The organism is Streptomyces violaceoruber (assembly GCF_033406955.1).
GTDB classification, from domain to species: Bacteria; Actinomycetota; Actinomycetes; order Streptomycetales; family Streptomycetaceae; genus Streptomyces; species Streptomyces violaceoruber.
The window spans coordinates 8,201,641-8,225,931 of the sequence record NZ_CP137734.1 but is presented as its reverse complement, the minus strand read 5'-3'; the positions used below and the strand labels follow the sequence as shown (position 1 = coordinate 8,225,931).

Annotated in this window: 28 protein-coding genes; 16 read left to right on the top strand and 12 right to left on the bottom strand. The window is 73.6% G+C overall.

Features of this window, described 5'->3' with window-relative positions:
* Nucleotide 1: 1 nt before the first annotated feature.
* Genes R2E43_RS37155 through R2E43_RS37125 form a run of 7 tightly spaced genes read left to right on the top strand, consistent with a single transcriptional unit; the run spans nt 2 to nt 7,647 of the window.
* The gene (locus R2E43_RS37155) at nt 2–1,027 is read left to right on the top strand and encodes an NAD-dependent epimerase/dehydratase family protein (protein WP_136208024.1); all 1,026 of its coding nucleotides are present in this window, start codon (nt 2–4) and stop codon (nt 1,025–1,027) included.
* Entirely contained in the window at nt 1,015–2,298 is a 1,284-nt protein-coding gene (locus R2E43_RS37150) for a DUF4910 domain-containing protein (protein WP_003978469.1), read from the top strand. Before R2E43_RS37155 ends, R2E43_RS37150 begins: the two co-directional genes overlap by 13 nt.
* A 5-nt stretch (nt 2,299–2,303) precedes the next feature.
* Complete coding sequence (locus tag R2E43_RS37145) at nt 2,304–3,593, top strand: MATE family efflux transporter (protein WP_136208026.1); 1,290 nt, start codon at nt 2,304–2,306, stop codon at nt 3,591–3,593.
* Nucleotides 3,590–4,537 carry a glycosyltransferase family 2 protein gene (locus R2E43_RS37140; protein WP_136208027.1) on the top strand — a complete coding sequence of 316 codons (948 nt, stop codon included), beginning with the start codon at nt 3,590–3,592 and terminating at the stop codon, nt 4,535–4,537. The genes R2E43_RS37145 and R2E43_RS37140 overlap by 4 nt, the downstream gene beginning before the upstream one ends.
* Nucleotides 4,534–5,766, top strand: coding sequence for a polysaccharide pyruvyl transferase family protein (locus R2E43_RS37135; RefSeq protein ID WP_030862504.1), 1,233 nt, complete (start codon nt 4,534–4,536; stop codon nt 5,764–5,766). The genes R2E43_RS37140 and R2E43_RS37135 overlap by 4 nt, the downstream gene beginning before the upstream one ends.
* Nucleotides 5,763–6,314 carry a dTDP-4-dehydrorhamnose 3,5-epimerase family protein gene (locus tag R2E43_RS37130; RefSeq protein ID WP_011027085.1) on the top strand — a complete coding sequence of 184 codons (552 nt, stop codon included), beginning with the start codon at nt 5,763–5,765 and terminating at the stop codon, nt 6,312–6,314. The genes R2E43_RS37135 and R2E43_RS37130 overlap by 4 nt, the downstream gene beginning before the upstream one ends.
* Before the next feature lie 7 nt (nt 6,315–6,321).
* A complete protein-coding gene (locus R2E43_RS37125) occupies nt 6,322–7,647 on the top strand; it encodes a glutamate-1-semialdehyde 2,1-aminomutase (protein ID WP_011027086.1) in 1,326 nt (441 codons plus the stop codon).
* Nucleotides 7,648–7,704: 57 nt separating this feature from the next.
* On the opposite strand, the gene R2E43_RS37120 is transcribed toward R2E43_RS37125, so the two are convergent.
* The gene (locus R2E43_RS37120) at nt 7,705–8,457 is read right to left on the bottom strand and encodes a phosphatase PAP2 family protein (protein ID WP_189284172.1); all 753 of its coding nucleotides are present in this window, start codon (nt 8,455–8,457) and stop codon (nt 7,705–7,707) included.
* A gap of 202 nt (nt 8,458–8,659) precedes the next feature.
* The gene (locus R2E43_RS37115; protein ID WP_189284213.1) at nt 8,660–9,223 is read right to left on the bottom strand and encodes a CGNR zinc finger domain-containing protein; all 564 of its coding nucleotides are present in this window, start codon (nt 9,221–9,223) and stop codon (nt 8,660–8,662) included.
* Between the two features lie 118 nt (nt 9,224–9,341).
* Between R2E43_RS37115 and R2E43_RS37110 the strand changes: the two genes are divergently transcribed.
* On the top strand, nt 9,342–10,034 hold the full coding sequence (locus tag R2E43_RS37110) for a haloacid dehalogenase type II (RefSeq protein ID WP_189284171.1): 693 nt from the start codon (nt 9,342–9,344) through the stop codon (nt 10,032–10,034).
* A 31-nt stretch (nt 10,035–10,065) separates the two neighbouring features.
* Here R2E43_RS37110 and R2E43_RS37105 read toward each other — a convergent pair whose 3' ends face one another.
* Complete coding sequence (locus R2E43_RS37105; RefSeq protein ID WP_189284170.1) at nt 10,066–10,884, bottom strand: SAM-dependent methyltransferase; 819 nt, start codon at nt 10,882–10,884, stop codon at nt 10,066–10,068.
* 98 nt (nt 10,885–10,982) lie between these two features.
* Here R2E43_RS37105 and R2E43_RS37100 point away from each other — a divergent pair, with 98 nt between their 5' ends.
* From R2E43_RS37100 to R2E43_RS37090, 3 genes are read left to right on the top strand one after another with little or no spacing between them, the layout of a single operon-like run.
* On the top strand, nt 10,983–11,657 hold the full coding sequence (locus R2E43_RS37100) for a HEAT repeat domain-containing protein (RefSeq protein WP_016325108.1): 675 nt from the start codon (nt 10,983–10,985) through the stop codon (nt 11,655–11,657).
* A 3-nt stretch (nt 11,658–11,660) separates the two neighbouring features.
* Nucleotides 11,661–12,665 carry a MerR family transcriptional regulator gene (locus tag R2E43_RS37095; RefSeq protein WP_011027092.1) on the top strand — a complete coding sequence of 335 codons (1,005 nt, stop codon included), beginning with the start codon at nt 11,661–11,663 and terminating at the stop codon, nt 12,663–12,665.
* 42 nt (nt 12,666–12,707) lie between these two features.
* Nucleotides 12,708–13,454, top strand: coding sequence for a class I SAM-dependent DNA methyltransferase (locus R2E43_RS37090; RefSeq protein WP_037666971.1), 747 nt, complete (start codon nt 12,708–12,710; stop codon nt 13,452–13,454).
* Between the two features lie 88 nt (nt 13,455–13,542).
* On the opposite strand, the gene R2E43_RS37085 is transcribed toward R2E43_RS37090, so the two are convergent.
* Nucleotides 13,543–14,007, bottom strand: a complete 465-nt coding sequence (locus R2E43_RS37085; RefSeq protein ID WP_003978456.1) for a spore-associated protein A — start codon at nt 14,005–14,007, stop codon at nt 13,543–13,545.
* A 114-nt stretch (nt 14,008–14,121) separates the two neighbouring features.
* Entirely contained in the window at nt 14,122–15,213 is a 1,092-nt protein-coding gene (locus R2E43_RS37080; RefSeq protein ID WP_037667537.1) for an NAD(+)/NADH kinase, read from the bottom strand.
* A gap of 149 nt (nt 15,214–15,362) precedes the next feature.
* Here R2E43_RS37080 and R2E43_RS37075 point away from each other — a divergent pair, with 149 nt between their 5' ends.
* Entirely contained in the window at nt 15,363–15,602 is a 240-nt protein-coding gene (locus R2E43_RS37075; protein WP_003978454.1) for a hypothetical protein, read from the top strand.
* Nucleotides 15,602–15,985: a hypothetical protein gene (locus R2E43_RS37070; RefSeq protein WP_003978453.1), complete on the top strand. Its 384-nt coding sequence runs from the start codon at nt 15,602–15,604 to the stop codon at nt 15,983–15,985. The genes R2E43_RS37075 and R2E43_RS37070 overlap by 1 nt, the downstream gene beginning before the upstream one ends.
* Nucleotides 15,986–16,012: 27 nt before the next feature.
* On the opposite strand, the gene R2E43_RS37065 is transcribed toward R2E43_RS37070, so the two are convergent.
* Nucleotides 16,013–16,615, bottom strand: a complete 603-nt coding sequence (locus R2E43_RS37065) for a GPP34 family phosphoprotein (protein WP_003978452.1) — start codon at nt 16,613–16,615, stop codon at nt 16,013–16,015.
* Between the two features lie 52 nt (nt 16,616–16,667).
* Nucleotides 16,668–17,564 carry an RNA polymerase sigma factor SigJ gene (gene sigJ, locus R2E43_RS37060; protein ID WP_003978451.1) on the bottom strand — a complete coding sequence of 299 codons (897 nt, stop codon included), beginning with the start codon at nt 17,562–17,564 and terminating at the stop codon, nt 16,668–16,670.
* Between the two features lie 101 nt (nt 17,565–17,665).
* On the opposite strand from sigJ, the gene R2E43_RS37055 reads away from it, so the two are divergent.
* On the top strand, nt 17,666–18,028 hold the full coding sequence (locus R2E43_RS37055) for a hypothetical protein (protein ID WP_332057024.1): 363 nt from the start codon (nt 17,666–17,668) through the stop codon (nt 18,026–18,028).
* A gap of 6 nt (nt 18,029–18,034) precedes the next feature.
* On the opposite strand, the gene R2E43_RS37050 is transcribed toward R2E43_RS37055, so the two are convergent.
* Complete coding sequence (locus R2E43_RS37050; protein ID WP_003978449.1) at nt 18,035–18,640, bottom strand: DUF998 domain-containing protein; 606 nt, start codon at nt 18,638–18,640, stop codon at nt 18,035–18,037.
* 61 nt (nt 18,641–18,701) lie between these two features.
* Entirely contained in the window at nt 18,702–19,448 is a 747-nt protein-coding gene (locus R2E43_RS37045; RefSeq protein WP_136208032.1) for a DUF1838 domain-containing protein, read from the bottom strand.
* Nucleotides 19,449–19,539: 91 nt separating this feature from the next.
* Here R2E43_RS37045 and R2E43_RS37040 point away from each other — a divergent pair, with 91 nt between their 5' ends.
* Together R2E43_RS37040 and R2E43_RS37035 are read left to right on the top strand one after the other, a co-directional pair.
* Nucleotides 19,540–20,154, top strand: coding sequence for a dihydrofolate reductase family protein (locus R2E43_RS37040; RefSeq protein WP_332057023.1), 615 nt, complete (start codon nt 19,540–19,542; stop codon nt 20,152–20,154).
* A gap of 131 nt (nt 20,155–20,285) precedes the next feature.
* Nucleotides 20,286–21,275, top strand: coding sequence for an NAD(P)-dependent alcohol dehydrogenase (locus tag R2E43_RS37035; RefSeq protein ID WP_332057022.1), 990 nt, complete (start codon nt 20,286–20,288; stop codon nt 21,273–21,275).
* Between the two features lie 28 nt (nt 21,276–21,303).
* Here the strand turns inward: R2E43_RS37035 and R2E43_RS37030 are convergent, their stop codons facing one another.
* Genes R2E43_RS37030 through R2E43_RS37020 form a run of 3 tightly spaced genes read right to left on the bottom strand, consistent with a single transcriptional unit; the run spans nt 21,304 to nt 24,241 of the window.
* On the bottom strand, nt 21,304–22,338 hold the full coding sequence (locus tag R2E43_RS37030) for a homoserine dehydrogenase (RefSeq protein WP_332057021.1): 1,035 nt from the start codon (nt 22,336–22,338) through the stop codon (nt 21,304–21,306).
* Nucleotides 22,339–22,379: 41 nt separating this feature from the next.
* Nucleotides 22,380–23,051 carry a response regulator transcription factor gene (locus tag R2E43_RS37025; protein ID WP_003978444.1) on the bottom strand — a complete coding sequence of 224 codons (672 nt, stop codon included), beginning with the start codon at nt 23,049–23,051 and terminating at the stop codon, nt 22,380–22,382.
* Entirely contained in the window at nt 23,048–24,241 is a 1,194-nt protein-coding gene (locus R2E43_RS37020; RefSeq protein WP_011027103.1) for a sensor histidine kinase, read from the bottom strand. Before R2E43_RS37020 ends, R2E43_RS37025 begins: the two co-directional genes overlap by 4 nt.
* Between the last annotated feature and the right edge of the window lie 50 nt (nt 24,242–24,291).

The window sequence follows — 24,291 nt, the reverse complement described above, 5'->3', positions numbered from 1 at the left end:
CTTGCGCGTACTGCTCACCGGACACCAGGGCTACCTGGGCACCGTGATGGCCCCGGTCCTCACGGCCGCCGGACACGAGGTCGTCGGCCTCGACTCCGGACTGTTCGCCGACTGCGTCCTGGGTCCGGCGCCCGACGACCCGCCGGGGCAGCGGGTCGACCTGCGCGACCTCACGGCCGAGCACGTGGCGGGGGTGGACGCGGTGATCCACCTGGCCGCGCTCTCCAACGACCCGCTGGGCTCGCTGGCGCCGGAGCTGACCTACGACATCAACCACCACGCGTCGGTGCGGCTGGCCCGGCTGGCCCGCGACGCCGGGGTGCAGCGCTTCCTGTACGCGTCGACGTGCTCGGTCTACGGCGCCGCGGGCGGGGGCGACCTGGTGACCGAGGACGCCCCGCTGCGCCCGGTGACGCCGTACGCGGAGTCCAAGGTGCGGGTGGAGGACGATCTGCACGCGCTGTCCGACGGCGACTTCAGCCCGGTGTACATGCGCAACGCCACCGCCTTCGGCTTCTCGCCCCGGCTGCGCGCGGACATCGTGCTGAACAACCTGGTGGGCCACGCGCTGCTGTCCGGCGAGGTGCTGGTGCTCTCCGACGGCACCCCGTGGCGCCCGCTGGTGCACGCCGCCGACATCGCCCGGGCCTTCGCCGCCGCGCTGGTGGCGCCGCGGGAGGCGGTGCACGACCGGGCGTTCAACATCGGCAGCGAGGTCAACAACGTGACGGTCGCCGAGATCGCCGAGGAGGTGGCCGAGGCGGTGTCCGGCTCGAAGGTGGTGATCACCGGCGAGACGGGGGCCGATCCGCGCTCCTACCGGGTGGACTTCTCCCGGTTCCGGGCCGCGATCCCCGGCTTCGACTGCGAGTGGACGGTGAAGCAGGGCGCGCTCGAACTCGCCGAGGCCTACCGGAAGCACGGGCTGACCCGGGAGGACTTCGAGCAGCGCTTCACCCGCCTGGCCGTGCTGCGCGCGGCCGCCGGGACCGGCTCCGTCGACGACACCCTGCGGTGGCGCCGATGACCCAGGCCGGAGGGGAGATGTACGCGCTGGTGGAGCGGTTGTACCCGCTGTGCCGGAGCATCACGGGCGACGGTGTGCGCGCGACCCTGGACATCGTCGACGAGTACATCCCCCTGCACATGCACGAGGTGCCGACCGGGACACAGGTGCTGGACTGGACGGTGCCGCAGGAGTGGAACATCCGGGACGCGTACGTCGCCGACGCCACCGGCCGCCGGGTCGTCGACTTCGCCGCGTCCAGCCTCCATGTGCTCGGCTACAGCGTGCCGGTGTCGGCGACGATGCCGCTGGCCGAGCTGCGTCCGCACCTGCACACCCTGCCGGACCATCCGGCCTGGGTGCCGTACCGCACGAGCTACTACCGGCCCCAGTGGGGCTTCTGCCTGGCCCAGGAGACACTCGACGCGCTGCCGGAGGGCGACTACGAGGTCCGCATCGACTCCACGCTGGCGGACGGCCACCTCACCTACGCCGAGCACGTGGTGCAGGGCCAGGTGTCCGACGAGGTGATCGTCTCCTGCCACGTCTGCCACCCGTCGCTGGCCAACGACAACCTGGCCGGCATCGCGGTGGCCACGTTCCTGGCCCGGGAGCTGGCGGAGCGGAATCCGTACTACACCTACCGGTTCGTCTTCGCGCCCGGCACCATCGGGGCGATCACCTGGCTGGCCCGCAACCGGGAGCGGGTGGAACGGGTCAAGCACGGCCTGGTGCTGGCCTGCGCGGGCGACCCCGGGCAGGTGACGTACAAGCAGAGCCGGCGTGGCGACGCGGAGATCGACCGGGTGCTGCGGCATGTGCTGACCGACTCCGAACGACCGCACCGGGTCGTGGAGTTCACGCCCTACGGCTACGACGAGCGGCAGTACTGCTCGCCCGGCTTCGACCTCGGCGTGGGCTCGCTCACCCGGACTCCCTACGCGGGCTATCCGGAGTACCACACGTCCGCGGACAACCTGGACTTCGTCTCCCCGGCGGCGATGGCGGACACGCTCGCCGTCTGCCGCGAGGCGTTCTCCGTCCTCGACCGCAACCGGCGGTACGTCAACCTCAGTCCGTACGGGGAGCCGCAGCTGGGAAGGCGTGGGCTGTACGACTCGCTGGGCGGCCGCAGCGACGCCAAGCAGGCCCAGATGGCCATGCTCTGGGTGCTCAGCCTCTCCGACGGCGAGCACAGCCTGCTCGACGTCGCCGAGCAGTCCGGGCTGCCGTTCGAGACCGTCGTCGAAGCGGCCGACGCCCTGCACGGCGCCGGACTCGTCAAGGCATGACGCCGATGACCGTCGAAGGGGAGAAGACGACGACACCGGCGGAACCCGCCCGGCGGGGCGTCGTCGGCAGGCTGTCCTGGGGGCTGGCCGACCAGGCGGCCTCCAGCCTGTCCAACTTCGTGGTGGGCATCTACGTGGCACGCTCGCTGGGGCTGACCGCGTTCGGCGTGTTCAGCCTGGCCTGGGTGACCTACGGCGTGGTCCTCAACGTCTCCCGCGGGCTGGCCACCGACCCGCTGGTGGTGCGCTTCAGCGGCGTGCCGGAGTCGTCCTGGCACGGCGCGGTGGCCCGGGCGTCGGGCGCCGCGCTGCTGGTCGGCGCCGGGATCGGCACGGTGTCCCTGGTCGCCGGGCTGGCCATCGGCGGCCAGGTGGGAGCCGCGTTCGCCGCGCTCGGCGTCGTACTGCCGGGGCTGCTGCTCCAGGACGCCTGGCGGTACTCGTTCTTCGCCGCGGGTGTCGGCCGCAAGGCGTTCGTCAACGACGTCGTGTGGGCCGTCGCGCTCGTCCCGGCCATGGTGGTGGCGGCCCGCGCGGGCAGCGTGCCCGCCTTCCTCCTCGCCTGGGGCGGATCGGCCGCGGTGGCCGGGGTGTACGGCTGGTTCCAGTCCGGCATCAGGCCGAGGCCGGCCGGGGCGCGCGAGTGGCATCGCGACCACCGCGACCTCGGCTACCGGTACCTGGTCGAGAACGTCGGCGTCAGCGGCGCCGGCCAGATACGGGCGTACGGGCTCGGCGCGATCGTCGGGGTCGGTGCCGTGGGTGTGATCCGGGGCGCCGAACTGCTGCTCGGCCCGTTCCTCGCCGTGCTGATGGGGCTGTCGCTGGTCACCGTGGCGGAGGCGGCGCGGGTACTCAGGCAGGCTCCGCGGCGGCTCGGGAAGTTCTGCTTCCTGCTGGGCGCCGGGCAGACCGTCGCCGCGCTGCTGTGGGGCGCGGCACTGCTGCTGGTGCCGGACCGGCTCGGCGAACTGGTCCTCGGCGACGTCTGGAGCGGCGCTTCGGAGCTCATCGTGCCGGTCACGCTCAGCGTCGCGGGCGCCGGGCTCGGCACCGGCGCGGCGGCCGGGCTGCGCGCTCTGGCTGCGGCCCGGCGCAGTCTGCGCTGCCAGTTGTTCGCCTCCGCCTGCTACGTCGCGGGCGGGCTCGGCGGTGCGGTCGCGGGCGGCACGGTCGGTTCGGCCTGGGGCGCCGCCGCCGCGTCCGTCTGCGGTTCGGTCGTGTGGTGGCTGCAGTTGCGGGCCGCCCTGCGCGAGCGCGACCACCATTCCATTCCCGAAGTGAGGACCACATGACCCCCCACCCCCGGCTGAGCATCGGCCTTCCCGTCTACAACGGCGAGGAGTATCTGGCCGAGTCGCTGGACGCCCTCCTGGGGCAGACCTACGAGGACTTCGAACTGGTGATCTCCGACAACGCGTCGACCGACGGCACCCGGGACATCTGCCGCCGGTACGCCGCGCAGGACTCGCGCATCCGGTACATCCGGCTGCCCCGCAACATCGGCGCCGCGCCGAACCACAACTACGTGTTCACCGAGTGCCGCGGCGAGCTGTTCAAGTGGGCCTCGCACGACGACCTCTACGCCCGGGACCTGCTGCGCAGTTGTGTGGCGGCGCTGGACGAGCGGCCGGAGGTGGTCCTCGCGCACGCCGGCCAGGCCGTCATCGACGGCGACGGCAAGGTGAAGGTCCCCTACGAGTACGGGCTCGCCACCGACTCCCCGCGCGCTCCGGAGCGCTTCCGCAGCCTGCTCTTCGAGCCCGGGGGCGACGACTTCTACGGGGTGATGCGGTCCGCGATGCTGCGCCGGGTCAAGCCGCACGACAGCTACCACCACGCGGACCGCACCTTCGTCGCCGAGATCACCCTGCACGGCCCCTTCCACCAGGTGCCGGAGCTGCTGTACTTCCGCCGCGACCACCCCACCCGCGCCGAACGGGCGAACCCCTCCAAGCGCTCCCGGTGCGTCAACCTGGACCCGCGCCGGGCGGGCCCGCTGCACCCGACGCCCCGGCTGCTCGCCGAGTACGTCTGGGGCTTCGCCTCGGCGATCGGGCGGGCGCCGCTGTCCTCGGCCGACCGGCGTGCCTGCCACCGCCATCTGGCGGCGTGGCTGACCAGCCGGGTCCGGCCGGGCGTCGGCGAGCGGGTCGAGGACCGCGCTCCCGTCGACCCGGACCGGCTCACCGTCTCCGTCGACGACCTGGTCGCCGGCCGCGAGGGAAGGCAGGCATGACCTCCATGCGCGAAAAGCCTTTACGCATTGGCGTGTTCGGCCTGTTCGGTGCCGGCAACAGCGGCAACGACGGGTCGCTGGAAGCCGTGCTCGACCACCTGAGGGCCGCACATCCCGACGCGGTCGTGGACGCGATGTGCGGCGGACCCGAAACCGTCGCGACCCGGTACGGGGTTCCCGCGACGCGGCTCAACTGGTACCGCGGGGAGTACCGGACCGCTTCGCGCGCGAGCGCGATCGCCGCCAAGGCCCTGGGCAAGCTCGTCGACGTGTTCCGCACCGCCGCCTGGGTGCGCCGGCACGACGCGGTGATCGTGCCGGGCACGGGAGTCCTGGAGACCACGCTGCCGCTCAGGCCCTGGGGCTTCCCGTACTCGCTGTTCCTGCTCTGCCTGACGGGCCGGCTGTTCGGCACCCGCGTCGCGCTGGTCAGTGTCGGCGCCGGTGCGATCGGGGTCCGGCCGACCCGGGTACTGACGCGCTGGTCGACGCGGCTGGCCGCGTACCGGTCGTACCGGGACGACCAGTCGCGCGACGCCATGCGGGCGATGGGCGTGAACACCGCGCGGGACGAGGTCTACGCGGACCTGGTCTTCGCCCTGCCGGGGCCGTCCGCGAGCGAGCCCGTGGAGACGCGGGGCCCGGTCTGCGTCGGCGTGATGGACTTCCACGGCAGCAACGACGAGCGGGACGTGGCCGAGGAGATCCACCGGCGCTACCTCGACGGGACGACTCGGTTCGTCCGTGCGCTGGTCGAGGAGGGCAGGCCGGTCCGGCTGCTCACCGGCGACGAGCTCGACCGGCCGGTGGCCGCCGCGATCGTCGACGCGGTGGGCTCGCCGCTGGTCACCGTCGCCGAGGCGGCCTCGCTGGCCGACCTGATGAAGGAGACGGCCAGTGCCGACACCGTGGTGGCGACCCGGTACCACAACCTGGTCTGCGCCCTGAAGGTCGGCACACCGACCCTGGCTCTCAGCTACTCGGGCAAGAGCGACGCCCTGATGGCCGAGATGGGGATGGGGGCCTACTGCCATCCGGCCCGCGAGGCCGACGCCGACCGGCTGCTCGAACAGTTCCGCGAGCTGGAACGGCGGTCGGGCCCGGTGCGGCGCACCCTCTGCGAGCGGAACCTGGTCGTCGCCCGGCGCGTCGAGGACCAGTTCGCCGCGCTGACCACGGCGCTGTTCCCGGCGACCGACCACGCCCACGCCCTGCGGGAGGCACCATGAAGGCGACCGAAGTGCCGGAGATCTCCGGCGCGTACCTGTTCCGGCCCACGCCGCACGCGGACGCACGCGGATTCTTCTGCCGCACGTTCGACGCCGATGTCGTCCGCTCGGTGGGTCTCGACCCGGCCGCCTTCGTCCAGGACAGCGTGTCGCGCTCGGTCCGGGGCGTGCTGCGCGGCCTGCACCTGCGCTCCGGCGCCGGTGAGGCCAAGCTGGTGCGGTGCTCCAACGGGAGGATCTTCGACGCCGTCGTGGACCTGCGTGCGGACTCGCCGACCTATCTGGGCCGGGCGTTCTTCGAGCTGTCCGGCGAGACGCAGACGACCCTGTACATCCCGGCGGGGTGTGCGCACGGCTTCCAGTCGCTGACGGAGACCTCCGACGTCTCGTACCGGATCGACCGCGCGCACGACCCGGCCGAGGACGTGACGATCGCCTTCGACGACCCGGACCTCGCCATCGACTGGCCGCTGCCGGTCGCCTCGGTGTCCCCCCGGGACCGGGAGGCGCCGAGCCTCGCCGACTTCCTCAAGCACAGGGAGGGATGAGCCCGAAGTGAACGCCGAAGAACTCGGTCTGCCCCGGTCGCGGCAGGCCAACGAGCGGCTGCACGCCCTGGTCCCCGGCGGCGCGCACACCTACGCCAAGGGCGACGACCAGTACCCGGAGAACCTGGCCCCGGTGATCAGCCACGGCCGGGGTGCCCACGTGTGGGACGTCGACGGCAACCGCTACGTCGAGTACGGCTCCGGCCTGCGGTCGGTCAGCCTCGGCCACGCCCACCCGCGCGTGACGGAGGCCGTACGACGGGAGCTCGACCGGGGCAGCAACTTCGTCCGGCCGTCCATCGTGGAGGTCGACGCCGCGGAACGCTTCCTGGCCACGGTGCCCACGGCGGAGATGGTGAAGTTCGCGAAGAACGGCTCCGACGCCACCACGGCGGCGGTGCGCCTGGCCCGCGCCGCCACCGGACGGCCCCGGGTGGCCGTCTGCGCCGACCATCCGTTCTTCTCGGTCGACGACTGGTTCATCGGCACCACGCCGATGTCGGCCGGCATTCCGGCGGCGACCAACGAGCTGACCGTGGCGTTCCCCTACGGCGACCTGGCCGCCACGGAGGACCTGCTCGCCCGGCACGAGGGCGAGGTGGCCTGCCTGATCCTGGAGCCCGCCACCCACACCGAGCCGCCGCCCGGCTACCTCGCCGGTCTGCGCGAGCTGGCCGACCGGCACGGGTGCGTCCTGGTCTTCGACGAGATGATCACCGGGTTCCGGTGGTCGGAGGCTGGCGCTCAGGGCCTGTACGGCGTGGTCCCCGACCTCTCCACGTTCGGAAAGGCGCTGGGCAACGGGTTCGCCGTCGCCGCGCTGGCCGGGCGCCGGGAGCTGATGGAGCTCGGCGGACTGCGGCACTCCGGCGACCGGGTCTTCCTGCTGTCCACCACCCACGGGGCGGAGACGCACGCGCTGGCGGCCGCGATGGCCGTGCAGGGCACCTACGTCGAGGAGGGCGTCACCGCGCGGCTGCACGCGCTCGGCGACCGGCTGGCCGCCGGCGTCCGGGAGGCCGCGGCGAGCATGGGTGTCGGCGACCACGTCGTCGTCCGGGGCCGGGCCAGCAACCTGGTCTTCGCCACCCTCGACGAGAACGGGCAGCCGTCGCAGCGGTACCGCACCCTGTTCCTGCGCCAACTCCTGGCGGGCGGGGTGCTGGCGCCGTCCTTCGTGGTGAGCAGCGCGCTCGGCGACGCCGACCTCGACCACACCGTGGACGTGGTGGCCGAGGCGTGTGCGGTGTACCGGAAGGCGCTGGACGCCGCCGATCCCACGCCCTGGATGGCCGGACGGCCGGTGAAGCCGGTGTTCCGCCGCTTGGTGTGAGGCCGGGCGAACCGTGGCGGGGCGAACCGTGGCGGGGCGACGCGGGCCGACGTGCCGTCAGCTGCCCTGCCGCCGACCGGCGTCGGCCCTCCGCTCGGCCCGCCGGTCGCAGGGCGGGCCGGCCGTCCACTCGTCCGGCGGGTGGGCCGGGAGGCCGGCCCACCGGTCGGTCAGCCGGTCGGCCGTCCGGTCGACCAGCCACGCGGTGACCGGGAGCACCGCCAGCGCGGTGCACCAGCCGCCGAGCGTGTCGGTCGCGTAGTGGGAGCCCAGGGCGACCTGCGCCCAGCCCATGGCCGCGCCGGCCACCAGCCCCGCCGCGAACACGAAGGCCGTGCCGGCCGCCCTGCCGAGACCGAGGCGTCCGGCCGCGAGCAGCGACACCATGAGGGCGATCGCGGTGAGGAAGGCGGTGTGCCCGCTCGGGTAGGAGAGGTTGTCGCCGTGGATGGTGCGCCCCACCACGGGTTTGAGCAGCGTCGTCGTCCCCACGGTCAGGCCTGCGCCGGTCACGACGAACACCGCCGCGCGCGGATGCCGGAGCAGCAGGCAGCCGGTCACGACGGCCGCGACCAGCAGCACCGCCCCCGCGGGCTCCCCCAGGAAGTCCGTGACCACGGCGACGTGCCGCCACGGCGGCCCCACCCCGTCCACCGCCGCGAAGATCCGCATGTCCCACTCGCGCGGCTCGCTCTCGTCGGCGTACACGGCCCCGAGGACGAGGACCACCGGCGCGGCGAGGCAGGCCATGAGCACGAACCACACGCGCAGCCACGACGGCAGCACCGCGGGCCCCGGCCGGCCGGTCACCCGCCCACCGCCCCGGGCGGCCTGCGGTACTGTCCCACGTCCTCGTCCACTCCCCCGCTTCGCCCGGCTCGGCGGCGGTCGCGCCGGTCAGCCTCCGGTCGGGGCCACCGTAGTCGCTCCAGTGGGCCGGATAACAGCCGATTCGGGCCATTGCGCAAAGAGTGCCGCGAATCGTTCGGACGCGGTCCGCATGCGCGCGCCCTCAGTGTTCCGCCCGCCCGGACGGTGCGGCCGAGGTGCGTCTGCGGGCTCTGTAGGCCGCGGCCTTGACGCGGTTGCCGCACTCCTCCATCCCGCACCAGGCGCGCCGGGCGCCGCGTGAGCGGTCGAGGTAGACGCGGGTGCAGTCGGTGCGGCCGCACTCCTTGAGGCGGGCGCCGGGGTCGGCGAGCACGGCGATACCGCTCCTGGCCACATGGGTCAGTACGGCGGTCAGGTCCCCGGACATCCGCACCCCCGCGTCGCCGAGCCGGACGGTGGGCAGCGGCCCGGCGGCGGCGGCGTTGACGACCTCGAGGCTCGGGATGTGGAAACGGCGGTCGAGGACGCGGTCGAGCGCGAGACGGTAGACGGCTTCCCGCAGGTTCAGTGCCGCGTCGAAGGCCGAGGGGGTGGCGGTGACGCGGTCGGGCAGCCCCTCGCAGGCGGCCACCCACCGCTCGAGGTCCGCGGGCACTGCCAGCAGGTCGACCGGCTCGTCCCGGCGGGACAGCACGGTGCCGGTCAGATCGAGGGCCGGGCTGCCACTCACGAAGGCGAAGTCCACGTCACCATCTTGACCGGTGACGGCAAGGGTCGGCAAGGTGGGTCCCGTCGTCACCAGTTGAGGTGGTGACGTGGTGGCGAGCGGGCGCGAGAGCGCGGAAGAAGGGGTGAGGGCGGGCATGGCTGGTGGGATCCTCGGCATCGAGGTCGTCGTCTTCGACGTCCTCGGCACACTGGTGGACGAGCCCCGCGGGCTTCGGGCGGGGATCCGGGAGGCGGTACCCGCGGCCGACGACGCGTTTGTCGACGAGTTGCTCGCCCTGTGGCAGGGGCACGTGGAGCGGGAGCAGCGGCGCGTCGTGCGGGGGCGGCGCGCGTACGCCGACAGCGGGATCATCGACGCGGAGGCCGCTCGGCTGGTGGCCGACCGTGCGGGCGTCGGTGATCCGGCGGCCGTCGACCGGCTGGCCGCGGCGGGCCGGCGCCTGCCGCCCTGGAGCGACTCCGCCGCCGGACTGGACCGGCTGACGCGGCGCCTGGTGGTGCTGGGTCTCTCCAACGCCAGTCACACCGCCGTGCCGCGGATCGCCGCGTACGCCGGGCTGCGCTGGCACGGGGCCCTGTCGGGCGAGACCGTCCGCGCCTACAAGCCGGCGCCGGAGGTCTACCGGCTCGCCGTCGACACCGCGGGGCGCCCGCCGGACCGCGTGCTCATGGTGGCCGCCCACGCCTGGGACCTCCGCGGCGCCCGGGCGGGCGGCATGCGGACCGCGTACGTGCGCCGCCCCGGCGGAGATCCGCCGACGGGCTCCGACGACTTCGACGGACGCTTCGAGGCACTGGACGAACTGGCCGACGCGCTCCGCCTCTGAGCACGTGGCCGTGGGAACCGGGCGGCCGGTTCTACGGCTTGCGGGCCATCCCGGCGGCGATGAGACGCTCCCAGACGGTCAACTCCCGTTCACCGCCGTCGTCGTACGTTCCGGCGGTCGCCCCGGGACGCCACAGGGACGCCGGCACTATCCCCGGCTCCAGGATCTCCAGTCCGTCCAGCAGGGCCTCGATCTCCGCGTCCGTCCGCCACCGGCCGCGGCCGAACGTCTCCTGGAGGACCTTCTCCGCCTCCACCGTCTCCGGGTTGTTCCCGGAGCGGAAGTGGCTGACGAAGAAGAGGCTCCCGGACGGCACTTGGCCGCGCCAGTAGCGGACGATCGCGGCGGGGTCCTCGTCGTCGTTGACGTGGTGGAGGATGGCGCTGAACATGACGGCGACGGGACGGTCGAAGTCGATCAGCTGCCGGGTGTCCGGGTGGCTGCGGATCCCCTCGGGGTCGCGCACATCGACGGGCACGAACCGGGTCCGGTCGTTCTCCTCCAGCAGCGCCCGCCCGTGGACGAGGACTTGGGGATCGGTGTCGACGTACACCACCCGGGTCTCGGGCGCCCGCCGTTGCGCGACCTGGTGCACGTTGTCGACGGTGGGCAGGCCGCTGCCGAGGTCGATGAACTGGCGCACCCCGGTCCTCGTCACGATCTCCCCCACCGCCCGCGTCAGCGCCGCGCGATTGGCGAAGGCGATCGCCACCGAACCCGGCAGGTCGCGTTTGAACACGTCGCCGATCTCGCGGTCCGCCGCGTAGTTGTCCTTGCCGCCGAGCAGGTAGTCGTAGACCCGGGCGATGGTCGGCCTGGTGCTGTCGATGGAGGAACTCTCTCCCGTCATGGCATCCATCCTCTCCCGCGCGGAGGCACCCCGACCACCACTTGTTTGACCTTGACACCGTGACAAGGTCTTCACTTGCTGCCCAGGAGGTGGTCCCGATGACCATGACGAGACAGGACACGGATGCCCTGCGAGCGTTCGAGAGCCTGGCCGACCCCAGTGCGTCCGTGCGGCTGCGGGCGGCCCTCGCGGTCGGTACGGCACCGCACCCGCGCTTCGTGGAAGGGCTCGTCGAACGGTCCGCGGTCGAGCCGGAGTTCTTCGTCCGCGACATGCTGACCTGGGCGCTCACCCGTCATCCGGTGGCCGCGACGCTTCCCCCGCTGGTCCGTGAGGTGGGCTCGAAGCTCCCGCAGGCGCGCAGCCAGGCGCTGCACACGCTGTCCAAGATCGGGGACCGGCGGGCGTGGCCGGCGGTCGCCGGGGCGGCGCTGTCCGACGCCGACGACGAGGTGGCGCGCAGCGCCTGGCGGGCCGCGGTCGTCCTCGTCCCCGAGGGCGAGGAGCAGGCCCTGGCCCGGGCGCTGGCCCCGCAGTTGGGGCGCGGCGACCGGGAGACGCAGCTGAGTCTCAGCCGGGCGCTGGTCGCGCTGGGCGAGTCGGCCGGGGCGGTCCTGGAGGCCGCCGCGACGACCGCCCCCGCCCCGCACGTGCGTGCGCACGCCCTGGCCACGCGGCGGCTGCTGCGCGACCCGGACTCCGGGTTCGAGGCGGCGATCGAGGAGGCGAAGCGCGTCGTGGCCCTCGGCGGGTCCGGTCACGAGGGACCATAGAACGTGTTGATCGGTGAGGTGGCGCGACGGTCCGGGGTCAGTGCCCGCATGCTCAGGCACTACGAGTCGCTCGGCCTGGTGCGGCCCTCGGGACGTACGGGCTCGGGATACCGGGAGTACTCCCGTGCGGACATCCGGCGGATCTTCCACATCGAGAGCCTGCGGTCGCTGGGGCTGTCGCTGCGCGAGATCGGCCGCGCGCTCGACGAACCCGGGTTCGCTCCCGCCGCACTCGTGGACGACCTCATCCGCCGCACACGTGAACGGATCGCGGCGGAGACGGAGTTGCTCACCCGGCTGCGCCGGATCGACGCGGCGGGCCCGGCCGGCTGGGAGGACGTCCTCCAGGCCGTCGCGCTCCTCCAGGCACTGGGCTCGAAGAGCGCGGACGCACGCCAGCGCGCGGCCCTCTCCTCGGTCCAGGACGCCTCGGTGCCGGTGGAGGCCCTGGTCGACGCGGTGCTGAGCGAGACGGACACCAATGTCGCCGGAGCCCTTCGCTGGGCGCTGGCACGATCGGGCGACGACGCCGCGGCACTGCTGGCCCGGGGGCTGGACTCACCGGTGGCGGAGGTGCGGGCGCGTGCCGTGCGGGCGCTCGCCGAGCTGTCCGGCGTGGAGGCCACCGCGCGGCTGCGGCACGCCCTCGACGGACCCGACGCCGTGGTCCGCGGGTACGCGGCACTGGCGCTCGGGTCGCGTGGGGCGGGCGAGGCGGTGCCGACGCTCGTCGACATGATCGTGGCGGGACGGAACGACACCGACGCGGCCGACGCGCTGAGCGTGCTGGCGAGCGACCCCGCGACGGCGGACCGGATCGCCGCCGGGCTCGTCGGCCGTCTCTGCGACGGCACCACCGACGCGGCCGCGCGCGGCCGGCTGACGCAGGCGCTTGCGGGCATCCCGGGCACGCGGGCGTCCAGTGCCCTGGCGGAACTGTCCCGGGACGAGGAGCGCGCCGTCGCGCTCACCGCGACGTATCTGCTGCGGCTGCGCGAGGAGCCGTAAATGCTTCGACAGTTCGCCTCCCGCCGGGCAACATGGCCGCCCGTGACGAGCAGCCAGCTGTGGACCCGTGAGACCGCCGACCGCTACGACGCCGAGGAGGCGGAGAGCGGGATGGGCTCCGCCGCCGTTCTGGGACCGACCGTCGACTTCCTCGCCGAGCTCGCCGGGGAGGGCCGGGCACTGGAGTTCGCCATCGGGACCGGGCGCGTGGGCGTCCCGCTGCGGGAACGCGGCGTGCCGGTGGCGGGCATCGAGCTTTCCGAGCACATGGCGGCGGTCCTGCGGCGCAAGGCCGCCGAGGAGACGCTGCCGGTGACCCTCGGGGACATGGCCACGACCGTGGTGCCCGGCGAGTTCACCCTGGTCTATCTCGTGTACAACACCATCACCAACCTGCTCACGCAGGACGAGCAGGTCGAGTGTTTCCGCAACGCGGCCCGCCATCTGGGCCCCGGCGGCCGATTCGTCATCGAGCTGGGTGTGCCACCGCTGCGGTTCCTGCCGCCCGGGCAGGTCGCGGTGCCGTTCGACGTCTCCGAGCGGCACCTCGGCTTCGACACCTTCGACCTGGTCGAGCAGATCCTCGTCTCCAACCACTTCACGCGCGACCCCGGCGACGGCTCCTACCGCCGGGACAACTCCCGGCACCGGTACGCCTGGCCGGCGGAGCTCGACCTGATGGCCCGGATCGCCGGACTCGAGCTGGAGCGACGCGTCGCGGACTGGGACGGGGCTCCGTTCACCGCGGACTCGGCGAAGCACATCTCCGTGTGGCGCAAGCCCGCCTGAGTCGCTCACGACGTGCTCCTGTGGGTGCGGAGAAATGCAAACGGGGGCTCCGCCGTACGGTGGAGCCCCCGGCCGGTCCGGCGCCGCGTCAGCGTTGGCCGGCGAACCAGTCCTTCTGCGGGGCCTTGGCGGCCAGCGCGCCGCAGTTGGAGCCGTAGTTCCAGGCCTGCAGATTGCCGATGACGCCGCCCCACTCGACGCAGGCGCCGCGCGCGGACACGTAGACCGGCCCGGCGTACGACCGGTAGTCGCCCTCGTCGTACTGGTCCGCGCCGCTTTCGATGTTGCGCACGTAGGCCACCATGTACGTCGGTGTGCCCGTCGTGTTGCGGATGGTCACGGTGCAGTTCTTGCCCGTGGCCGAGTTGTAGGTGAGGTACACCGTGCCGGTGGAACCGATCGGCATGGAGTTCACCACCTTGTAGCCGGAGCCGCAGACCCCGTTGTACGACGCGGTCGCGCCCGCGGTCGCCGCGCCGGCGGCGGGGGCGGTCACCAACAGCCCCGCCCCGATGGCCCCGACGGCGGTCAGCGTCGCCCCTACGGCTTGCATGGAACGCTTCATGGCACCTCGATCCGTGAATCGACTGGCCTCCCCTTGGTGTTGCTGAAGCCACCAGTTGAGACCTTTGCACCCCTTCGGGGGTTGTACGTCGTTGGCAGATGTTTACGACTGTTCGCGGAGAAGATCACCGGAGGCCCCTTCGGCGCCCGGCACCGGCAGCGCCAGATGGGCGAGGTCTCCCGGTGGTGGCGTGCTCACCGGCCACAGCGGGGCGGGCGTACCGTCGGCGACCGCGGCCGGGGCGTCGGTGAGCCGCATGCGCTCGCGCAGGCGGCCGTAGAAGTCCATGGGCCCCAGCCGCACCGCCCGCAGCCGGCGCGGGGCGGCGTAGACGCCGAGCCAGTCACCGGGATCGAGCACGCCCCGCAGCTGTCCGTCGATGCTCACGGCGGCCCGGCCCGACCGTTCGAGGATCCGCAGCCCGACGGGCTCGTCCGGTGCGGTGACCACGGAGCGGTCGAACGTCATGTGCGGGGCCACCGCGGTGAAGACGAGGGCTTCGGCGCGGGGCGACACGACCGGGCCGCCCGCGGCGAAACTGTAGGCGGTGGATCCCGTCGGGGTCGCGACGAGCAGCGCGTCGGCGGAGTACGAGGCGAGCAGCCGGCCCGCGATGTAGACCCCGACGGAGATCTGCCGGTCCCTCGACAGCTTCTCGAGCACGACGTCGTTGAGGGCCGTGACGTTCAGGGCGATGCCCCACTCGTCGCCGCTCTCGCAGTCGGTCCGCACCCGCGGGGGCGGCAGCAGCGGTCCGCGCCCGTACCGCAGGAGCGCTTCCATCTCCGCGGGGATCTCCAGGAGCCGGGAGGCACGCAGAGTGAGCAGCATGCGGCTCTCCGGCTCCAGCCCGCCGTCCCGGACGGCGTCGAGGGCGGAGCGCACCGCCGGGGCGGGCACCTCGGTCAGGAACCCCACTCGTCCCAGGTCCACGCCCAGGATGAGGGCGTCGTTCTCCGCCGCCAGCCGTGCGCCGCGCAGGAAGGTGCCGTCACCGCCCAGGGTCACGACGAGGTCCGGGTCGCCGGCCGCGTCCACCTCCTCCCGGGCGCTGTGCCGCCCGGTATCGCTCCACACGTCGATGTCCGTGCAGGCGACGGCGTTCTCGTCGCACCACTCCCGGACTTCCCGTGCCGCTTCGGCGGCGCCCTCGCGACCGCCGTGGACCACGAGTCCGACCCGCTCGATCGTCACCACTGCCTCCTGCCGCCGGGCCGTGCTCCCGCAACCGCGATCGACGGAATCCTCGCCGACCCCCGCGGCGGGGCGGGCCGCGACATGCCGGGCCTCCCTCTTCCGTCCGGCGAGTCGCGCGTCAGGTACCGAGTAGGTACCATGCCGGTATGCCATCACTGAACGTGACCTTCACCGAGGAAGAGATGGAAGGCGTCCGCGCTGCCGCCGCAGCCGAGGGCAAGAGCCTGAAGCAGTACATGCACGACCTCGGCGTCCGCGAGATGCAGCGCAAGCGGTTCGTCGCCGGGGCCGTCTCGTGGGCGGACCGGCTGCGCGCCGAGTTCGACGAGGCCTTCCCGGACGAGATCCCCCCGTCCCAGCGCGGCGAGGGAGTCACCGCCGCCTGATGAGCGAGCCCCTGTACATCGATGTCCCCTGGCTCCTGGACGTCCAGGACGCCGCTCTGGACAACGAGGACGTGTCGGTCACGGACTACTCCGCCCTGGTCGCGGCGGTGGCCCGCCACAAGACCCGGATGCCCACCCTGGCCGCGTCCAACCCCGACAGCGCCTGGCGCGCGGCCGCGCTCCTGCACACGGTGGTGCGGCTCGAACCGCTCCCCCACCGCAACAGCCTCTTCGCGGCCTTCGTCACCGGTCAGTACATGGACCAGTCCGGGGAGGGAATCGACCCGCCCTACGGGGCGCTGTCCGACCTGATCAGAAAGGTCCGCGAGACCCGGCTGAGCATCTACGACATCGCCGACGTGCTCCGTTCCTGGCGCATTTGACCTCCGGATCTCCAGCCGCCGGAGTCGTCACATCCCGCGCCAGATGTTGTCGAACGCCGCTTCCTCGATGCTGCGGCGCTGGCGGATCGCGGCCAGTTCCACCACGGCGTCGTTCACCGCGGCGAGCACCGTCGCGACCCCGTCGTCCTCGGGATCCGCCACCTGGTCGGCCGACTCGTGCCGGACGCCCACCGCGGCCGCGAGACCCGCCAGCACGGGGTCCGCACCGGACCAGCGGTCGGTGGCGCGCCGGTGGGCCGCCGGATCGGCCGGGGCCGGACGGCCGGTGCCGCCGCGTGCGTTCCGCCGCGGGCGCCGTCGGCCGCCCTCGTCCGCTCCCGCGGCCGCGAGGTACCGCGCCGCCAGGCCGTCGCCCCGGCGCCACAGCCAGTCCGTCACGGACTCGGCCGGGTCCCCGCCGAGCAGCGACGCCGCCTCGTCGAGGAGCCGGTCACCGGACGCGGCCCGCGACACCGGCCGCAGCAGGTCGCCGTCCAGCTCGACCGTCCCCGCCTCCATCAGGTCGATCAGTTCCGCTCCGGCCAGGGCCAGTGACAGGTCGCCGCGCTCGACCGGATAGTCGGAGGGGACCTCGAGAGAGACGATCGTCAGGTCGTGCGCCGTGGTCATGCGGATCTCCACATCTGTCAGATCTGCTGCGACACACCGGTCGCGATCCCGTTCAGCCTACCCACGGCCCCAGCTTCTCGGGGTTGCGGACCACCCAGATGCGGGTGACGCGGCCGTCGGCGACGTCGAAGGCCGCGACGGTCATGACGGCGCCGTCGCGCCGGGCCACCAGGCCCGGCACCCCGTTGACCGAGCGCTCCAGGAGTTCGAGTCCCGGGGCCTTGTCGGCGACGGCGGCCATGTACTGGGCGATGCGGGCACCGCCCTCGATCGGGCGCAGGGCGGTGCCGACCATGCCGCCGCCGTCGGCGGTCATGACCGCGGCCGGGTCGAGGAGGTCGACGAGAGCGGCGATGTCCTTGGTCTGCCACGCCTCCTTGACCTGCCGCACCACGTCGGCCCGCACCGCGGCCGGCGTCTGCGGAGCCCGCGCGCCGCGCACCCGGCGCCGGGCCGAGGCCGCGAGCTGCTTGCAGGCCGCGGGGGTCCGGCGGAGGATGCCCGCGATGTCGGCGAAGGGGTAGCGGAAGACGTCGTGGAGGACGAAAGCGACCCGCTCGGCCGGCGTCATCGACTCCAGGACGACGAGGAAGGCCATGGTCACCGACTCGTCCAGGACCATCTGGTCGGCAGGATCGGCGCCGTGGCCGGGGCCCCGCTCGGCGTGGGCGGGGAGGGGATCCGGCAGCCACGCGCCGACGTAGCGTTCACGCCGGGCCCGCGCCGAGCCGAGCGCGTCCAGGCAGACCCGGCCGGTCACGGTCGTCAGCCAGGCCCCCGGGGACACGATCTCCTCCTGCCGGCTCCGGGGCAGCGCGTACCAGCGTGCGTAGGCCTCCTGCACGGCGTCCTCGGCCTCGGCCAGCGAACCGAGCAACCGGTAGGCGACATTGATCAGTTGACGACGCTCGCCGACCGTCGCGTCGGTACTCGTCCCAGCCGTCCCCATCCCCGACCGCCCCCTCGCCTTACCTTTCACCGGCCCGCGTCGTCGGGCTGGTGAGACCTTACCGATCCACTGCCCTCCGGGGCGGAAATGGGGACCGCGGCATGGCAACCCAGGCGACGGCGCAGCACCGACTCTCCTTACTGCGGATCGCGATCGCCCTGCAGACACTGACCATCTTCCTCCAGGCGGTCTCCGCCGGACTGCTGCTGACCGCGTCCTACGGGGAAACACTGCACAGCGTCGGTGCCCGGGTGATGTACGGGGCGTCGATGCTGTACGTGCTCGCGGCGGTGCTGGCGTGGAAGCCGGGCGGCGGCCCGCTGCGGCCCGTCCGGCACGCCTGCGGCTTCCTCGTCCTCGCCTCGGTCCAGGTCGTGCTCGGCATCGCACATGTTCCGTCGGTCCATCTGCCCCTGGGGGTCCTGATGTTCGGCCTGAGCGTGCTGGCGCTGGCGCGGCGTTGAGCGCCCTCACCCCTCCGGGGCCGTCCCCGGTCGCCGGGCGTGGCGGAGGCAGGAGGCGGCCACCACGAAGGGCCACAGCGACTGGAGGGAGGTCACGACGCGTTCGGCGACGCCGGCGTCGCCGTGCTGCCGCATCTCGATCAGGAACCACACTCCACCGGCGGCCATCAGGGTCGTCACGGCGATCGAGGGCGCGAGACGCAGCGCCCAGGGACCGGCCGGACCTCCGTTGACGGCCAGCACCGGCCAGACCGCCAGGAGCGTGAACCCGACCACCACCACCGCGCCGTGCCGCAGGGAGCCTCCGCTGCTGGGCGCGGGGAGCGCCACCAGGACCAGCGCGGCGAGTCCGCCGCCGCCCAGCGCCACGCGTCCGGCGGTGGCGGCGGGCCGCAGCCCCCAGGCGGTCAGCAGGTGGCAGACGCCCAGGGCCAGGAACGCCGCCGTCATCACCCAGAATCCGGCGGCTCCGTAGGCCCCCAGAACGCTGATGGTCTGGGTGACGGGATCGTAGGAAGCTCCTTCGGCGTACGCGGCGCCGGTCCAGCCTGCGATCAGCAGTACGGGTGCGCATCCCGACGAGAGCAGGACCCATCTGGGAACAAATCGCATCGGGCAACCATAAAGCGGGCGGCCATGGCACGCACCGCACGCACCGCCGTGCTCCTGGACCTCACACGGGCGGGTTGAGCGCGCGGAAGTACGTCCAGCTGGTCTCGTTCGGCTCGCTCCACCTCTCCGGGGCCCGGGCGAACCGCGGGTGGTGGCCGGCGATGTGGGCACGGGTGCGCTCGGGCACCTCCGTGTACGAGCCGAGCTTGCGGCCGCGGCAATGGTAGGTGAGGCCGCCGGGCCGCCCGCCGCGGGCCATCCACGGGACCCACGGGGACATCCGGGTCCACGACATGGTCGCCGGGACACTGGGGTCCGGTCCGGCCAGGTCCTCGCGGCGGGCGAAGAACTGGAAGAGTTCCAGGGCCCGGTACGTGTCACCGGCCGAGTGGCGGGGGTACTGGGCCGTCGGCAGGGGCGAGGGGTAGGCGAGCGGGATCTCCAGGCTGAAGCAGACCTGGTCGCCCAGGTCGGTCGTCGGGACCGGGAAGGGGCGCCACTTCTGGTTCGCCGGGTCGTTCCAGACGTGCACCACCGGCTGGTCCCGCCAGGTCTCCAGGATGTCGCCGGTGACGGGGTCCAGGTAGAACGCGGCCTCACGGGTGAGCAGCCGGTAGGAGTCCGGGCCGTCCTCGGCGTCGTGGACGAGGCGGGCGACGTTGACGCCTTCGAAGCCGAAGAGACGCTCGTAGGGCTCGTCGGGCGCCCATGCGAACACACTTCCGGACCACCAGTACGTGACCTCCTCGCCGTCGAGGGAGGCCCGGGTGCGGGCGAGGGAGCGGAGCGACTGCGCGGGTGTCGTCATGGGACGTACTCTGCGCGACCGCCGCGCCCGCCGGCCGGGAATCGGGGCGACCCGCCCGATGAATCCGGGCGGCGGACCGGGTCTCCCCTGTATGACTCGCATCATCGCGGACATCTCGATCTCCCTCGACGGCTGCGTCACCGGGCCCGATCCCGGCCCGGGCAACGGTCTGGGCACCGGCGGCGAGGCCCTGCACACCTGGGCGTTCTCCGACGATCCCGAGGAGCGCCGGATCGTGCGCGAGACGACCGCCCGGTCGGGCGCCGTCGTCCTCGGCCGCCGGCTCTTCGACCTGGTGGACGGACCGGGCGGCTGGGACGACACCGTCGGCTACGGCGCCGCGGAGGTCGGCAGACCGCCGTTCGTCGTCGTGACGGCCTCGCCACCGGAGTCGGTCCGGCTCACCGGCCTCGACTGGACGTTCGTCACGACCGGTCTGCCCGACGCCGTCGCCGCGGCCCGCGAGCGTGCCGAGGCGGCTTCGGCGGACCTCGGCCGGGACCTCGACGTCGTCCTGATGGGCGGCGGGGCCCTGATCGGCTCCGCGCTCGACGCCGGGCTGGTCGAGGTGCTGTCCCTGCACCTGGCCCCCGTCGTGCTGGGCTTTGGAACGCCGCTGTTCACCGGGGGAACACCGCACACGCTCGTCCGGCGGAGCGCGAACGCCACACCGAACGCCACGCACCTGCTCTACGAACTCCTCTGACATGCGCCGCCACGAACGCGCGACCCGGAGCCGGGCGGCCTGTTGACGGGGGCGGACCCTGCCCCTACGGTGCCCTCACCGCGCGACCCGCGATCGGTGCCGGGGGTCCCCGAGGGGATGGTGGCAGGGCGATGAAGGCAGTGGTCCAGGAGCGGTTCGGTCCCCCGGACAGCCTGCGGCTGCGGGACGTGGACCGGCCTCACGCCGGTGCCGGCCAGGTGCTGGTGCGCGTGCACGCCGCCGCCGTGAACCCCTACGACTGGCACATGCTGCGCGGAGACCCGTACGTGGCCCGGATGCTGGGCGGCATGGGGCTGACCCGGCCGAAGTGCCCGGTGGCCGGCCTCGACGCGGCGGGGGTGGTGGAGCGGGTCGGCGCGGACGTGCGGGGGTTCGGTCCCGGCGACCGGGTCCTGGGGTTCTGCCCGGGAGCCTTCGCCGAGTACGCGTGCACCACCGCACCGATGCTGGTGCCCGTGCCCGAGGGGCTGACCTTCGAGCAGGCCGCGGCACTGCCGATGGCGGCGGTGACCGCCCTGCGCGGCATCCGGACCGTCGGTCGCGTGCGGTCCGGGCAGCGGGTCCTGGTCAACGGGGCGGGCGGCGGGGTGGGCACCTTCGCGGTCCAGATCGCGGCGGTCCTGGACGCGGAGGTCACCGGGGTGTGCAGCGCCGCCAACACCGACCTGGTGCGTTCCCTGGGCGCCGCCCATGTCCTGGACTACGCCCGGGAGGACTTCACCGACGGACGCGGGCGCTACGACGTCGTACTGGACAACGTGGGCAACCACCCGCTGGGCCGGCTGCGCCGGGCGCTCACCCCGGCGGGCGTCCTGGTGGCCAACGGCGGCGGCTCCCCCGGCCGGGTGTTCGGGGCCGTCGGCGCCATGCTGAGACTGGCGGCGGCCAACGCCGTCGCACGGCAGAGGCTGCGTCCGATCCTGCCGGCGACCCCGGACGGGCCGGTCCACGAGGATCTGTCGGCCGTCACCGCGCTCGTCGACGCCGGGCAGGTCACGCCCGTGGTCGGCCGGACCTTCGCCCTGGCCGACACCGCACGGGCGCTGCGGCACGTCGAGGAGGGCCACGCGCGCGGCAAGACCGTCGTCACCGTGGCGTAGGCCCTTGCCGAGTCGCCGTACCCCTGCGTCAGTGGAAGCCGGTGCGCGCGGCCGTGACCTCGACGGTGTCCTTCACCAGGGCCAGTGCCGCCCCCACCGGGCTCGACCGCCCGCCGCTCACCGTCACGTCGCCCGCGTCCGGGCAACCGAACACCGCGGCCTTCTCGGGCCCGGTCAGTGCGTGCAGCGGGTCGCCGGCTTCCGTCTCCTCGAGCCGTACGCGCACGACGCCGGGCTCGGCCACCGCCGCGCCGGCGACCGCCCGCAGCCGACGGGACCGGGCGGCCGCGGCCAGAGCCCGCCTCGCCGTGGTCCCGTCCACCGGCTCGGCCCGCACCCGCACCTCGGCCGGGTCCCAGCCCCAGGCCAGCGCGGCCAGCAGCCGCACCTTGGTGGCGGCGTCGTCGCCCGACAGGTCCGCCGAGGGATCCGCCTCCGCGATGCCCCGCAGCTGCGCGGCGCGGATCGCGTCGCCCAGCGTGTCGCCCCCGGCCAGTCGGTCGAGCACGAAGGTGGCGGTGCCGTTGGGGCAGGCGCGGATCGTCCGGCAGTCCAGGCCGCGCAGGGACGTGCGCGACAGGTCGCCCGCCGGGAGCGCCGCCCCGGTGGCCCCGGAGATCCTGATCATGCTGCCGCCCGCCCGGGCGGCCGCGTCGAGGTCCCGCCAGTGCGTGAGCAGATGGCTCTTGGTGGCCGTCACCACGTGGATGCCCCGGCGCAGTGCCGCCAGGGCCTCCTCGGCGGCGCGCTCCCGCAGTCCGGGCGAGGACGGGACGGCCTGGACGAACACCCGCGCGCCGGTGCGGTCGAAGGTCTCGTCCAGCGGCCTCGCGGGGTCCCACCGCGAGCGCGGCGGCACCGACCCGTCCGCGTCCGGCCGGCACTGGGCCGCGCTCGCGCGTACGGCAGCCACCCTCGGTCGTACGCCGTGCCGGCGGGCGAGCGCTTCTCCGTCCCGGGCCAGCCGGTCGACGAAGGCCTGCCCGACCGGGCCGTACCCGGCGAGGACCACGGCGGTCGTCGTCGCCCCGGTCGTTTCGGTCGCTCCGGTCAGTTCGTTCATGGATCCGGGATCCTCTCACACCACCGGCCGCGAGCAGGCCGTCAGCGGGGCGGCCGCGCGAGGCCGGAGCGGTAGGCGTGGGCGACCAGTTGGGCGCGGTCCCGGGCGCCGAGCTTGGTCTTGGCGCGCTGGACGTGGGTGCGTACCGTCAGCGGGCTGAGGAACAGTTCGGCCGCGATCTCCTTGTCGGACTTGCCGTCCGCGACCAGGGCGGTCACCTCTCGCTCGCGGGCGGTGAGGGCGGCCAGGTCCTCGGGCGGCACGGGGGACGCCCGGGGGTCGGGGGAATCGAGGAACCGGGTGATGAGGCTGCGGGTGGCCGCGGCGGACAGGAGGGCGTCGCCGGCGGCCACCGTGCGGATGCCGTCGAGGAGTTCCTCGGCCGTGACGTCCTTGCCGAGGAAACCGCTCGCCCCGATGCGCAGCGCCCGGGCGACGTGTTCGTCGGTCTCGAAGGTGGTCAGGATGAGGACCCGGGTGCCCCGGAGGGCGGGGTCGGCACAGATCTCGGCGGTGGCGGCGAGGCCGTCGGTGCCGGGCATGCGGATGTCCATGAGGACGATGTCGGGTCGGTGGGTGCGGGTCAGTTCGACGGCGTCCCGGCCGTCGGCGGCTTCGGCGACCACGTCCATGTCCTCGCTGGAGTCGATCAGGATGCGGAAGGTCGCCCGCAGCAGGGCCTGGTCGTCGGCGAGCAGCACGCGGATCGTCATGAGGGCTGTTCCCTTGCTGGTGGCGGGGCGGGGAGTTCGGCGGTGACGGCGAAGCCGCCGTCCGCGAGGGTGCCCGCGCTCAGTCGTCCGCCGGAGGTCTCGGCGCGTTCCCGCATGCCGACGAGGCCGAAGCCGCCGCCGGGGCCCGGCGGGCGCGGGGAGGCGCCGCCGTCGTCGGTGACCGTGAGGGTGAGGCGGTCGTGGGCGTAGGCGAGGTGTACGTCGGCCGTGCCGGCGTCGGTGTGTTTGGTGACGTTGGTAAGGGCCTCCTGCACGATGCGGAAGGCGGTCAGGTCGACTCCGGGCGGCAGGGGGCGCCGCGTGCCCCGGACGGTGACGGTGACGTGGAGCCCGGCGGAGCCGAACGCGGAGACCAGTTCGGGGAGTCGGCCGAGCCCCGGGGGCGGGCGCAGGTCGTCGGGGCCGCCTGTGTCGCCGGTGTCGTCGGGACTGCGCAGGAGGCCCACGGTGGCCTTCAGTTCGCGCAGCGCCGAAGCGGTGGTGCCGGTGAGGTGGGTGAGGATCTCGTGGGCCTGCTCCGGGTGGGTGCGGGCGAGGTGGGCGGCGGTGCTGGCCTGGGCGTTGGCCAGCGCCATGTGGTGGGCGACGACGTCGTGCAGTTCGCGGGCGATGCGGATGCGTTCCTCGGCGACCCGGTGGCGGGCCTCCTCCTCGCGGGTGCGTTCGGCGTGCTCGGCCCGGGTGTGGACGGCGTCGAGGTGGGCGCGACGGTTGCGGACCGCCGTGCCGGCCAGGACCGGCAGCAGGATCCAGAACACGGGGCCGACGCTCTCGTCCATCCACGGCCGGCCGTCGCGTGCGGAGAGCAGGGCGGCGGGGACGACCAGCGCGACGGTGGCTCCGTAGCAGGCGTACGCGGTGCGCTGCGGGGTGCGGACGGCCAGTTCGTAGAGCGCGATCAGGACGGGCAGCAGCAGGAGTGGGGAGATCAGGTAGCCGAGAGCGACGGAGGCGGCGGCGCAGGCGGCCGTGACGAGGACCGCGGCGCGCGGGTGGCCGCGGCGCGGCAGCAGGCCCGCCGTGGCCACGAGCGCCAAGGGCTGGCCCTGCCACCAGCCGGGGCCCTGGTGCACGTACTGCCGGCTGGTGACGGCGAGCACCAGCAGCAGGAAGGCCGTCTCGACGAGATGCGGGTGGCTGTCGGCGTACCGCCGCCAACTGCTGAGCATGGTTTCCTCCTGGGACCAGGATCGCCGATGCGCCCGCCGCGCGGCGGGAG

Coding starts and splice junctions, on each gene's coding strand:
- R2E43_RS37140 (WP_136208027.1), top strand. CDS start 3,590: ATGACCCCCCACCCCCGGCTGAGCATCGGCCTTCCCGTCTACAACGGC.
- R2E43_RS37075 (WP_003978454.1), top strand. CDS start 15,363: ATGCCATCACTGAACGTGACCTTCACCGAGGAAGAGATGGAAGGCGTC.
- R2E43_RS37130 (WP_011027085.1), top strand. CDS start 5,763: ATGAAGGCGACCGAAGTGCCGGAGATCTCCGGCGCGTACCTGTTCCGG.
- R2E43_RS37050 (WP_003978449.1), bottom strand. CDS start 18,640: ATGCGATTTGTTCCCAGATGGGTCCTGCTCTCGTCGGGATGCGCACCC.
- R2E43_RS37065 (WP_003978452.1), bottom strand. CDS start 16,615: ATGACCACGGCGCACGACCTGACGATCGTCTCTCTCGAGGTCCCCTCC.
- R2E43_RS37105 (WP_189284170.1), bottom strand. CDS start 10,884: ATGACGGGAGAGAGTTCCTCCATCGACAGCACCAGGCCGACCATCGCC.
- R2E43_RS37045 (WP_136208032.1), bottom strand. CDS start 19,448: ATGACGACACCCGCGCAGTCGCTCCGCTCCCTCGCCCGCACCCGGGCC.
- R2E43_RS37085 (WP_003978456.1), bottom strand. CDS start 14,007: ATGCAAGCCGTAGGGGCGACGCTGACCGCCGTCGGGGCCATCGGGGCG.
- R2E43_RS37030 (WP_332057021.1), bottom strand. CDS start 22,338: ATGAACGAACTGACCGGAGCGACCGAAACGACCGGGGCGACGACGACC.
- sigJ (WP_003978451.1), bottom strand. CDS start 17,564: ATGGGGACGGCTGGGACGAGTACCGACGCGACGGTCGGCGAGCGTCGT.
- R2E43_RS37025 (WP_003978444.1), bottom strand. CDS start 23,051: ATGACGATCCGCGTGCTGCTCGCCGACGACCAGGCCCTGCTGCGGGCG.
- R2E43_RS37100 (WP_016325108.1), top strand. CDS start 10,983: ATGACCATGACGAGACAGGACACGGATGCCCTGCGAGCGTTCGAGAGC.
- R2E43_RS37035 (WP_332057022.1), top strand. CDS start 20,286: ATGAAGGCAGTGGTCCAGGAGCGGTTCGGTCCCCCGGACAGCCTGCGG.
- R2E43_RS37135 (WP_030862504.1), top strand. CDS start 4,534: ATGACCTCCATGCGCGAAAAGCCTTTACGCATTGGCGTGTTCGGCCTG.
- R2E43_RS37040 (WP_332057023.1), top strand. CDS start 19,540: ATGACTCGCATCATCGCGGACATCTCGATCTCCCTCGACGGCTGCGTC.
- R2E43_RS37020 (WP_011027103.1), bottom strand. CDS start 24,241: ATGCTCAGCAGTTGGCGGCGGTACGCCGACAGCCACCCGCATCTCGTC.
- R2E43_RS37145 (WP_136208026.1), top strand. CDS start 2,304: ATGACCGTCGAAGGGGAGAAGACGACGACACCGGCGGAACCCGCCCGG.
- R2E43_RS37110 (WP_189284171.1), top strand. CDS start 9,342: ATGGCTGGTGGGATCCTCGGCATCGAGGTCGTCGTCTTCGACGTCCTC.
- R2E43_RS37055 (WP_332057024.1), top strand. CDS start 17,666: ATGGCAACCCAGGCGACGGCGCAGCACCGACTCTCCTTACTGCGGATC.
- R2E43_RS37070 (WP_003978453.1), top strand. CDS start 15,602: ATGAGCGAGCCCCTGTACATCGATGTCCCCTGGCTCCTGGACGTCCAG.